This window comes from Candidatus Dependentiae bacterium (genome assembly GCA_020431705.1).
In the GTDB taxonomy this organism is placed as follows: Bacteria; Babelota; Babeliae; order Babelales; family Vermiphilaceae; genus JAGQHQ01.
The window spans coordinates 1-11,286 of sequence record JAGQHQ010000022.1 but is presented as its reverse complement, the minus strand read 5'-3'; the positions used below and the strand labels follow the sequence as shown (position 1 = coordinate 11,286).

The window sequence follows — 11,286 nt, the reverse complement described above, 5'->3', positions numbered from 1 at the left end:
GCATTGGACAGAAAGAAGACAACATTGGAGATAAAATAGATGATAGTGTAGTTGAAAATGTTGAGCGAGAGTATCAAGAACTTGAAGTGGAAAGTGCTAATCAAGAGAGTCAAAGCATTGGACAGAAAGAAGACAACATTGAAGATAAAAGAGATGATAGTGTAGTTGAAAATGTTGAGCGAGAGTATCAAGAACTTGAAGTGGAAAGTGCTAATCAAGAGAGTCAAAGCATTGGACAGAAAGAAGACAACATTGAAGATAAAAGAGATGATAGTGTAGTTGAAAATGTTGAGCGAGAGTATCAAAAAAATATACAAAATAAAAAAAATAATGAAAAAAAATATCATAAAAAAGAAAAGAAAAAATATAAAAGTAAGGGATGGCAAGAGCCGATATATTATTATACTTTTCTTAAATCTATAAACTTGATAACCACATCGCCGTTATCGTCAGTTAGTTTATTTTGTGCGCATACCTTTAATTCATGTGTGAGTTGGTGTAAGAGTTGGTTTATATAGTTTTTGTATTAGGTATGCATTTGAGTTTGTTTGTTCTCTACATTACATTAAAAAAATGTTGTTGTAGGAGTCTTAGGTATTAATAGATGCTAAAATCCTTTAATAAATAAATTAAAAGGTTTGCATGATAAGTGCATTAATAAGAACACTGATTTCTCGTGTTTTACTCTTTTTAATTATGCTGATTTTTTTTATACCTATGCTGATTGCTATTCTTGTTCCTAAGCAATGGCTATATGATAGTAAGCTATTTTTTTTGTGCGTGCATGTATTTTATTGGCTTATTATAAAATGTTCATTTATTCCTATTACCTTTCATGGTTTGGAAAATGCACCAAAAGAACCAAGTATTATTGTTTCTAATCATCAATCATCATTAGATATTCCACTTATTGGTTATACATTAAAAGCATATCCACATATTTGGTTGGCTGTTGCGTATTTAATGACGTCACCAGTTTTGCGTTTTATTTTGCCGCTGTTGGCAATTTTAGTAGATACGTCTAGTCCGCTTAGAGGAATGCGTAGTTTGAACCAAGCTATTAAACATATTGCTAGTAACAATCGTCATGTTATTATATTTCCTGAAGGCAGTCGGTATGTTGATGCGATGGTACATGAATTTTTTTCAGGTTTTGTTATACTCGCAAGAAGGACTGGCAGGCCTGTTGTACCTGTTCGCATTTTTGGTGCATACAAGGTGTATCCACCAAATAGTTTTTTGGTGCAATACCATCCGATACATGTGGTGGTTGGTAAACCAATGCGTATGCAAGAAGGTGAAGAAATTGATGCATTTAAGCAACGGGTCCGTGCATGGTTTTTAAAGCAAGAAAAATCACAATATACATGAGATGAGGTAGCTCATGCAAGCGTATATGTTTCGCTTTGCCCAACCGTGGGTGTTATTTATTTTATTTCCACTGATAGTGGTATTAATCCTTATCAAATTAAAATGGAATCGTGTTGTGTGCTACCAATATGGATTGAGTAGTACGTTAGCGGCTGCTGGAAAGACAAAAAATACTCTACATCGTATAGTATTTTTTATGCTGCGTAGTTGCGTACTTGCTTTTTTGGCATTGATTATTGCGCGTCCACAATTGGTTGACACTCGTTCGCAAACTACCATTGAGGGTATTGATATTGTATTGGTGATGGATGTTTCTGGTAGTATGCAATTTCGTGATTATGAAGATGATAAGCGTTCCAGAATTGAAGTTGCAAAAGATGAGGCAATGCGCTTTGTAAAAAAAAGAAATAATGATGCAATTGGTTTAGTTTTATTTGGTAACGATGCGCTTTCTCGATGTCCGTTGACAAATGATAAAGCAATATTAAACGATATTATTACACAACTTGATATTGGGGTGATTGATGCTGATGGTACATTGTTGTCTCGTGGTATGTTGACTGCAGTCAATCGATTAAAGAAGTCAAAAGCAAAAAGTAAAGTGATGATTCTATTAACTGATGGTGAACCAAGCGAAGGCGATCTTGATCCTAAGATTCCATTGGAAGCAGCAAAACAATTAGGTATAAAAATTTATACCATCGGTATTGGCAGTGATGAAGACAGTTATTTTATGCATCCGTTTTATGGTGCAGTAGCAAAACCAAAAATAAATAAGCAGCTGCTAACAGCACTTGCTGATCAGACGGGTGGCAAATTTTTTTTAGCACGAAACTCTCAGGATATGCGTGATATTTACGACACGATTGACCAATTAGAGACTATTGAGTATGAAACACCAGTATTTAGCAAAACGTACGATATTTTTACACCGCTTGCTTATGGTGTTTTTGCGCTTATTTTAATTTTTTTGAGTCTTTCAACATTTGTGTGGTATGGCCTATGAATATACTTGGAATATATGTAGGTGCTTGGCAGCATGCATGGACTATTTTGTTTGTTATGTGCGCAGCAGCACTACTGATATATCTTCTATTGTGGAAAAAAAGAGTGGTCAAGCTTTTGGCTGCACGTAAATGGGCGAGTATGCTTATTAAGCATTTTTCATTCACACGGGTTGCAATAAAAAGTGTGTTAATTATTGTCGGACTAACTTTTTTATATTTTGCACTTTTGCGTCCACAATGGGGGAAGAAGGAACAGAAAGTTGAACAACACGGAAGAGATCTTTTTATTGCCTTGGATATTTCTCGTAGTATGCTTGCGCGTGATGTAGAGCCTAATCGTTTAGATTTTGCCAAAGAAAAAATTCGTGCATTATTACGGGAACTTAAATCAGAACGAGTTGGGCTTATTTTATTTTCTGGTTCAACATTTGTGCAATGTCCGCTTACCAGTGATTACGGTGCGTTTCACCTCTTTTTAAATCAAATCGATGTAGAAACAATTTCTTCTGGTACTACTGCTATTGATGGTGCAATAAAACAAGCTCTTGATGCGTTTTCTCGTGTTGGTGAGCGTAAACATAAATTATTAGTGTTGCTTACAGATGGTGAGGATTTTTCAAGCAATTTATCTAGTGTCAAAGAGCAAGCGGCACAACAAGGTATGATGATTTTTGCACTTGGAATCGGCACTAAAGAGGGGGCTCCTATTCCGTTGTTTGATGAAAAAGGTAAACAAGTTGGCCACCAAAAAGATCGACGTGGTAATGTGGTAATTTCAAAATTAAATGAGGGTATTTTGCATGCGCTTGCGATAGAATCTGGTGGTATGTATATGCATGCTACTAGTGATGTTACTGATATTTCTATGATGGTGCGTAATGTACAGAACGTTGAAAAAGAAAAAATAGAAGAAAAGACGTTTTCATCGCTACAAGAAAAATATTACTGGTTTGCATTGGTGAGTTTTGTGTTATTAGCGCTTGAGTGGTTGTTATGAAAAAAAAATTATTATTTTTTTTATCTATTTTTTTGTCAGCTTATAGTTGGTTTGAGCACGATAAAGCAATTAGTGCTATGCAAAAAGGTGACATGGAAAGAGCACAATCATTGCTTACTCAATTGGTGACTGATTATCCAGATGCAGCAGATGTTTTGTATGATCTGGGGGTTGCTTCATTCAAAAAAGAAGAATTTGAGCAAGCAGCAGCCTATTTTTCTGCTTCAGCACAACAAGAGGAGGGATTGCCAGAGCTCAAGGAACGAGCGTACTTTAATGCTGGCAATAGTTATGCAAAAATGAAAAAATTAGAAGAAGCTATTGCTCAATACGAAAAAGCAATTGAGATTAACCCTGATAATGAAAAAACAAAACATAATCTTGAGTTGGTCAAAAAATTATTGGAGCAACAAAAACAACAAGAGCAACAGCAGCATGATCAAAAAAATAATTCAGAAGATTCTCAAAAAGATAAAGACAATCAAAATAGTCAAAATGAGCAGCAGCAAAATCAGAATGAAAATAATGGAAATTCTGATAATCAGCAGAAAGGTGATAAAAATAATCAAAATCAAAAACAAAATAACAATAGTGATGGATCTTCTGGTGATAAAGAGGACGATCATGAAGATAACTCAGATCAGAAAAAAGACAAAAAAAATGATCAAGAATATAATGCATCGAACGACCAAAAAGATACAGGGAGCAACCAAAAGAACAATAATAATAATAAAGAAAATAATCGTGGTGGCCAGAATAATGGTCAACAAGAAAAAAAGAAACCAGAAAACAAACCACAAGATGATGAACAGGGGAAATCAGGAAATGAACAAAAAAAACAGTCATCGTCTGGTCAGCGTCCAGAGGAGCAGCAGAGTGGAAACAATCAAAGAAATCTTGACCGCCAAAAACGCCAGGACGAATGGGAACGCAGCGGGAATAGCAATAACAATCAGCAATCCCAAAATCAACAAAATCGGCAACCCACTCAAACCGCGAGTGATAGTGCGGGCGGCAAAGATAATAGAAAAGAGCAAACCGAACAAGGGCAACCATTGGTTCATAACATACCTCAACAACAAGATAATGAGACAGAGAAAATTGATCAATGGTTAGCACAGTTACTACAAAAACAAGAAGAAAACGATGCAAAAAGCAACAAGCGACTTATGTTGCAAGCAGTTGGTGCAGGAGCAGCTCATGATGTGCAAAATTGTTGGTAACAAAATACTTTTTATTATTTTAGTCTTATTTTCAGCTTTTCTTCATGCGGAAATAAAACTTACTCTGCGTGATATTGATGGTAATAGAACAAAAGATGCTGTAATAGGAAAACCATTTTTGTTAGATGTGCATATGCAATCACATGGTGGTACTATGCGTTACCCGATTATTGATGGTCTTGAAGAATTTACGGCGCATAAAAGTGGTTTTCAACTTAATACGATTAATGGTGCTTCAACGGCAATATACACATACCAAGTACGCATAGACAAGCCTGGAGATTATACACTTGGCCCAGCCCATTCTCAAACATCGCAAGGAATTGAAAAATCAAATACTGTTATTATTTCTGTTGGTAAAAATAATGACGCACAAAAAAATAGTAATATCTTGCGTACTCAAAATGCTTTTTTACGACTGACTGCTAATAAGAGCTCGGTTTTTGTTGGTGAGAGTGTTTCTTGCTTGTTGCGCTTTTACTATACGAGTAATCGCACTAATATACGCTCAATTGGCGGGCCGGATGAACAAAAAATTGCAGGAGTTACGTTTTATCAACAGAGGGGGCCGGTGCAGGGACACGAAGAAGTTGATGGTATTCCTTATGATTATGTCGAATGGCATTGGAATATTACTCCGACACAGTCTGGTAATATTGTTATTCCTGCATATTTTGTTGACTATCATATAGAAAAAAAACGTAACGCGAGCAATCGCTTTGCAGGATTACTTGGTTTTTTTGGGCATAGGATTAAAGAAAAACGTACATACTCAAATGCATTAACACTTACTGTGCAAGAGTTGCCGCCAACAGATAAAAAAATTTCGGGTGTTGGTGTGATTAAAAAGTTTTGGTCTCAACTTAAACCGCCAACTGCAAAGCAAGGTGAAGGCATGGTCTTAACCTTGGGTGTGCAAGGAGATATTGATTTATCGTCACTTGATATTAATCAACTCGAAGGTATGCCTACATCATTTAAATGGTATGAGTCAAAGCAGTATATATCCGGTGATACGAAATTATTTGAGTTTATTATTCAAGGCCTTGAGCCGGGTGATTGGCAAATATCTCCACAGCAGTTAGTATACTTTGATGTTGCAACGAAAAAATATAAAACGATACAAACAAATATGCTTGCCGTTAACATTGTGAAAGATGATGCATTTGATACTGCTGCTACAGTATCAGCGCAAACGAGCATTGATGTGAGTAATAAAACAGACTTGCAGCCATTGGATTATTCTGATGTGTGGTATAAAGTACAAGAAAAAGCTATTCCGTGGCCATGGTTTATAGGTATTTTATTATTAGCATTTCTTATTTGGAGTATATTTTTTTTAAAAGCCTTTTTGCGTGGTGATGGCCATACAATAGAAAAAAAATATGCATTTGCCTATGCGCGTGAGCAACTAAAAAAATTAGTAGAAAATGGGGATGTGGCATCGTTGTATTCTATTTTTATGTATGTTATTGCTGTACGTACAGGAACTGCAAAGACTGCATTATCAGAGTCTGTTATAAGAACACTTTTGCAGAATGCGCAATTTTCTCGTGATGAAGTTAGCGAATGGCAGCGATTTTTTGCATCAATGCAATCGTATGCTTTTTCTAGTCAGAAAACGCAAGATGATATTTTTGAGCACGCTAAAAAGTGGTTAGATATATTGGAAAAACGATTATGAGATATTCATTGTTGATTGTATTTTTGTTTTATTCTCACGTAGTATACTCAATTTCTAATCAAGAATTGTTGTTACAGGGGCATCAGTTGTATGAAAAAAAGGAATTTGCGCATGCATTAGACGCATATAAAACAGTAAGTAACAAAGGGTCTTCTGTTTGGTATAATATGGGCAATTGTGCATATCACTTAAAACAATTTGACGATGCTCAATTATACTGGCTGAAAGCTTATAAGAATGCAGATAAAAAGCAACGTTATTCGATTAAAAAGAATATGCAGGTTCTTAAAGAACAGGTTTCAACATCGGTTGATGTATCTATTTTTGATTCTGTCTTGTGTAATATACCGCTTTTTTTTCTACAGTTGTTTTTAATTGGGTTATGGTGTGTATTATTGTGGTTAAGTGTACGTTGGTATCGTAAAAAAAAATATTTTTTGTTGTTTGTTTTTACATTTATTACTGGAATTGTGGCTATAGGTGTTGTACTCAAATATAGGATAATTTGTCATAGTTATGCGATACTTATGGATGATACAGAACTTTTTGCCGGTCCGAATGCAAACTATCATACTGTAGGATCTTTTAAGCGCTCATCTGTTGTTGCTGTGTGTACCAAAAATAATAACTGGTGCAAAATACAACAAAAAAAAGTTGTTGGTTGGGTACCATTAGAAAAGCTTGTAGAGATCTAGAAATGCCGCTTTATAGCGCGTAAGCATATTTTTTTAGTATACTAACAGCTAACATTAATAATAAAAATACGAATATATAATCTGTGGGCTTTTTTCATGAATCGATTAGGCAAAGTTGCTTTGTGCTGCTTGGTAGGAATTCTATGTGTAGTTACAGTACTTTTAGTGCATGAATATATATTGTTTAAGGAAGAATCAAAAGTACTGTTGGATTTACAGCAAGAGTATCGTAACTATATTGTTGCGGTTAAAAAGGTCTTACACAATAGTATAGATGGGGAACACTATATAGATCATGGCAAAAAAAAAAAAGACATAAATAGCATTACTATTACTGACGAGTGTAATCAAGAAGGTGATGAACTCGAAGATACGGATGCGCAATTTTTATTGCTCAATAGGGAACCGGCCTATTTAAAAGAGGCGATGATAGCGCATTTGCAACAAGAGAATGTAGAATTTTTGTTAGAACAAATTGATATTAATGACTTAATTGCGTACACAGATCAATTACTTGCAATAATAAAAGAACCAGAAGAAAAACAAAAAAATGTATTAAACAAAAAATGTTTACATAAAAAATCGACAGTATGCGCAAGTAATATGTGTATTAAAAATAAACCACTTTCCTCAAGCATCAAACGAGGAACTCCAGATATTTTATTAACGTGGCCAATAGCAAGAGATAGATTTTGGTTAAGTTCATTTTTTGGTCCGCGCAAAAAACTAAATGGTACATGGGGATATCATTATGGTATTGATATGGCAGCATTGCGTGGTACACCAGTTAAAGCTGCTGCAGAGGGTGTTGTGATTGAGGCAACAAAAAGCAAAGGATATGGAAAAACGATTGTTATTTCGCATACTAAAAAATATAAAACGCGTTATGCGCATCTTGATAGGATGTTAGTACATGTTGGGCAAAAAGTTAATCGTGCTCAATTGATTGGTAAAGTTGGAGATACCGGATTTGTGCGTAAAGTAGGCAAAGATGCTTCTCATTTACATTTTGAAGTATATGTATATAGCAAAAAAACTAATCCTATGTATTTTCTAACCTAGAGCTCATACTTTTTTATTTGTGTAGTTTTTTTCAATTATGTCTACGATCATTTTCCTCAAATAATCTCCATTTTGGTTGTCTTTGTTAACTAAACAAGTATGATAATTATTATTTTTAGGAGGATAAAAATTGGTGGTATACAGATTTTCCGCATTTTTAATAACTATATACTCTTGTTCGTTATTTTTAATAACTATATACTCTTGTTCGTTGTATTTGATAATAACGCATGGATTATATTCATTATCAGATTTTTGTTCATCAACAAGTTGTTGTAAAGCATGCTGGATGATATGATTGTCATCTATAGGTGGCTTTTGTGTTTTCTGTATACCACCTTGAGCAATCTCTTGTATATTATTTCTTTCTATAAAAAAGGCACAACTACTCTCATCATGAGAGTTATGTGCTAATACTCGATTTGAAAGATATGCTATAAGTTGGCACTTATTGTTAACACAGGCTTCAGTTGCCATTTTAAGATTTTTTACGGTCTTTGTATAATCTTTTTTGTCAGCTTCATTAGATTTAAAAGGGATTGATGCGAAATATTTGAAAGAACCAGAATTTTCATCAAAACACCCAAAACAAAAAATATTATACTCTTTTTTAAGTGTCTCATTATAGTTGTTTATGAAAAGATAATGATAATCTTGGATGGAGTTGATTCGAAACGATTTCTGAAAAATATTATTCATTAATTTATTTTTATCATTAAAAGATACAGCAAAATAATCATATTTGTCATGTTTCATGTTAATAGTAATGTTTTTTTTGCTATTGTTGTTATTTTTTTTGTTGTGTTTATGTGTCAAGAAGTATATATAGAGGTAAGGATTAATTTCTATGGGATTTTTTTTTACTTCATAAAAATTGTAGATAGAAACTTTTTCAAGTTCATCTGCAGTTGGAGTATAGTCGATCTTGTTTTTTTTGGTCAAAAAATAATTGAATAAACATGTGTTGTTTTGATTATTAATATTTGTTACAAGGTTTTTAATGTTTTTATCAATTGTTAGAATAGGATTTTCTTCTGTTTTTTTGAAATTATTTATACTATTTCCTTTTATAAAATCGTCAATTACTGATAGATAGTCATCTGCATCTATCGTGATACTTTGCTTAAAAGCTTCACTGTCAGGATTATTAAGTATGCTATTAAAAGCGGCATTTTTACAATGTGTAAATTGTCTTTCTTGTTGATTTTTCCGAAATTGTCCCGGTTTTATCCATGCCATTAAACTAAGACCAATTACCGTGCATGCTGCAGTACCACATAGTATAGTTTGTGTTTTACTATCAAGATTGAGAAGGTGGTTTTTAAAAACACTGGCACTATGTTGTACAGCTTTTGCAGTCAATGCTTCGGGAATGGCGTGTATACCTTCTAAACTTTTTCGAACAATGTGTGCGCCACCTAGTATACCACCTATTGTACAACCTAATCCTACAAAAAGTTTCATTCCTTCAACAATAGGGTGTGATTGATCTATTTGGTATGTTTGATTAAATGCTTTTTGTATCCTTTGATCGCACATTTCTTGACTGTTCATACCTACAAGGTTGCAATAAAAATGAATTACTAATAGTGCAATAAGAAATTTTTTAAGCAATGATTTTATACTTAGCACAGGTAAAAAACCCTTCACAAGGAATTAATAGAAATTATATATTGATGTGTAGTGTAGAGTTTTTTTTATTAAAAAGCAATGTATTGTGCTAGCTCAGCATATATTTAAGGGTTTTTTGTATGATTAAGGGCCTTTTAGTTGTATTATTAACTGAGGCCCTTAATTAATTACGATAAACTGTGTATGTATTTGTGGTAAAAACTCAATATACAGCGATATACCTTTGTTTATGACCTGTTTCTACTGCTTATTTGTTTTACTTTACTTCTATTTTGGAATGCTGTTTTTCAACAACGTCTAGTTCTGTTGATCTTTTTATATTGTAAGAGTTTGTTATTGTAGTCCCTATTTTGTCTTTGCTAATAGAATAATATTCTTTCTTATTGTCATCATCATTGTTGAATGTAATTGTCAGGTCATAGGTTTTTTCTTTTGCTTCTTCTTCTTCTTCTTCTTCTTCTTCTTCTTCTGCTTCTTTTGCAACAATAGACACTGGATATGTGTTAACCGTTCCTGTGACAATCGCTCCTGTGAATATGAGTGGAAGGCTTTCTGCCTTTTCCAATTTGGCAATAAAAGCATCTGCAAAATTATTTATATTGTCATATGGAGTATCAGATTTATAAGTTGTTCCTTCTATTTTTTCTTGCACAACATTTTTACCTTTCTTAACATTTTCACTTATCTTAACATCTTTTTCTTCTTCTTCCTTAACATTTTTTTTAGATTCTTGCGCAGTATCTTCTTGAGATTTTTGCTTATGCATCAAGAAATAAGCGGCACCAAACAGTGCCAGAGCTCCGACTCCGAGGACAAAACTCTTCCTTGGGTGTTCTTTAACTGTTTCCTTCATCCAGTTGACGGTATCCTGCGTTTTCTCTAAAATACTTTGAAAACTTGGTAGGCTGTAGCTATCAAACCATCCGCCGCCAGTAGGTTCTTGCTGTGCTTGTAACACTGGACTAATGAATAAAGCAATTGCTATAATTGCTGACATAATATATTTGTGCATCATATATTCCTTTTTTAAATGGTTATACATCTTCCTTATATTTTGTACTTTCATATATCTTAATTGTATCACACCTGGAGTGGCATAAGTCAATAATTTAATACAAATAGAAAACTTTCGTTGCTTATGTATTTTCTTGCAGGTTTCCCATGTCTGCCTTTTATCAGCGATATCTTCTCTTTTTTATAGAGTTATTTTAAGGTTTTAATTTTTGGATAAATTCTTTAGATTCTTAGATAGAGTGTTATTGTAACAATGCTTATTGAAGGAGTGCTTGTTGAAGGGCTAAATTTATTGCGTCTTTAATGTCTTTAGATCTTGCAGCGCTCCCTATATCCACTTTAATCTCCATATTATTTATTATTTTTTTATTATCTAAAGAAATTGTTAGCTTGGTATTCAATTTTTGTACTTTAGCGTTAGCGTTAACTCTGATTTTTTTATTATTTTTTAAAACAATCCATTTATTAATGGATATTATAACTGGATACGTTGGTTTTATGACATGTTGTGTTTTTTCTATATATTTAGAACCTATCCCAAAATTCATAAATGCCTCAAAGTATAGAATATAGCGGCAATTTGGATTGCTGCTATATAGTT

11 protein-coding genes are annotated in these 11,286 nt (G+C 33.6%); 8 read left to right on the top strand and 3 right to left on the bottom strand.

The window, feature by feature from the left end; genetic code table 11:
* The 8 genes from KC460_04850 to KC460_04815 form a co-directional block, all read left to right on the top strand.
* A partial coding sequence (locus KC460_04850; GenBank protein ID MCA9770669.1) for a hypothetical protein occupies positions 1 to 518 on the top strand: 518 nt, incomplete at its 5' end.
* Between the two features lie 124 nt (positions 519 to 642).
* Positions 643 to 1,371: a 1-acyl-sn-glycerol-3-phosphate acyltransferase gene (locus tag KC460_04845; GenBank protein ID MCA9770668.1), complete on the top strand. Its 729-nt coding sequence runs from the start codon at positions 643 to 645 to the stop codon at positions 1,369 to 1,371.
* A 13-nt stretch (positions 1,372 to 1,384) separates the two neighbouring features.
* Positions 1,385 to 2,377, top strand: a complete 993-nt coding sequence (locus tag KC460_04840) for a VWA domain-containing protein (GenBank protein ID MCA9770667.1) — start codon at positions 1,385 to 1,387, stop codon at positions 2,375 to 2,377.
* On the top strand, positions 2,374 to 3,375 hold the full coding sequence (locus KC460_04835) for a VWA domain-containing protein (GenBank protein ID MCA9770666.1): 1,002 nt from the start codon (positions 2,374 to 2,376) through the stop codon (positions 3,373 to 3,375). Before KC460_04840 ends, KC460_04835 begins: the two co-directional genes overlap by 4 nt.
* The gene (locus KC460_04830) at positions 3,372 to 4,598 is read left to right on the top strand and encodes a tetratricopeptide repeat protein (protein ID MCA9770665.1); all 1,227 of its coding nucleotides are present in this window, start codon (positions 3,372 to 3,374) and stop codon (positions 4,596 to 4,598) included. The genes KC460_04835 and KC460_04830 overlap by 4 nt, the downstream gene beginning before the upstream one ends.
* Positions 4,576 to 6,282: a BatD family protein gene (locus KC460_04825; GenBank protein MCA9770664.1), complete on the top strand. Its 1,707-nt coding sequence runs from the start codon at positions 4,576 to 4,578 to the stop codon at positions 6,280 to 6,282. The genes KC460_04830 and KC460_04825 overlap by 23 nt, the downstream gene beginning before the upstream one ends.
* Positions 6,279 to 6,977 (top strand): tetratricopeptide repeat protein, encoded by a 699-nt coding sequence (locus tag KC460_04820; protein ID MCA9770663.1) that lies wholly within the window; start codon positions 6,279 to 6,281, stop codon positions 6,975 to 6,977. Before KC460_04825 ends, KC460_04820 begins: the two co-directional genes overlap by 4 nt.
* A 96-nt stretch (positions 6,978 to 7,073) precedes the next feature.
* Complete coding sequence (locus KC460_04815) at positions 7,074 to 8,039, top strand: M23 family metallopeptidase (protein ID MCA9770662.1); 966 nt, start codon at positions 7,074 to 7,076, stop codon at positions 8,037 to 8,039.
* A 3-nt stretch (positions 8,040 to 8,042) separates the two neighbouring features.
* Here KC460_04815 and KC460_04810 read toward each other — a convergent pair whose 3' ends face one another.
* The 3 genes from KC460_04810 to KC460_04800 all read right to left on the bottom strand — a co-directional run.
* A complete protein-coding gene (locus tag KC460_04810; GenBank protein ID MCA9770661.1) occupies positions 8,043 to 9,671 on the bottom strand; it encodes a hypothetical protein in 1,629 nt (542 codons plus the stop codon).
* Between the two features lie 256 nt (positions 9,672 to 9,927).
* Entirely contained in the window at positions 9,928 to 10,683 is a 756-nt protein-coding gene (locus KC460_04805; protein ID MCA9770660.1) for a hypothetical protein, read from the bottom strand.
* A gap of 259 nt (positions 10,684 to 10,942) precedes the next feature.
* Positions 10,943 to 11,286, bottom strand: a 344-nt coding sequence (locus KC460_04800; GenBank protein MCA9770659.1) for a hypothetical protein, incomplete at its 5' end; no start/stop codon positions are given.

What these genes read in the sequence shown, in the direction of transcription:
- KC460_04845 (MCA9770668.1), top strand. Translation starts at nt 643, where the DNA reads ATGATAAGTGCATTAATAAGAACACTGATTTCTCGTGTTTTACTCTTT.
- KC460_04840 (MCA9770667.1), top strand. Translation starts at nt 1,385, where the DNA reads ATGCAAGCGTATATGTTTCGCTTTGCCCAACCGTGGGTGTTATTTATT.
- KC460_04835 (MCA9770666.1), top strand. Translation starts at nt 2,374, where the DNA reads ATGAATATACTTGGAATATATGTAGGTGCTTGGCAGCATGCATGGACT.
- KC460_04830 (MCA9770665.1), top strand. Translation starts at nt 3,372, where the DNA reads ATGAAAAAAAAATTATTATTTTTTTTATCTATTTTTTTGTCAGCTTAT.
- KC460_04825 (MCA9770664.1), top strand. Translation starts at nt 4,576, where the DNA reads ATGATGTGCAAAATTGTTGGTAACAAAATACTTTTTATTATTTTAGTC.
- KC460_04820 (MCA9770663.1), top strand. Translation starts at nt 6,279, where the DNA reads ATGAGATATTCATTGTTGATTGTATTTTTGTTTTATTCTCACGTAGTA.
- KC460_04815 (MCA9770662.1), top strand. Translation starts at nt 7,074, where the DNA reads ATGAATCGATTAGGCAAAGTTGCTTTGTGCTGCTTGGTAGGAATTCTA.
- KC460_04805 (MCA9770660.1), bottom strand. Translation starts at nt 10,683, where the DNA reads ATGCACAAATATATTATGTCAGCAATTATAGCAATTGCTTTATTCATT.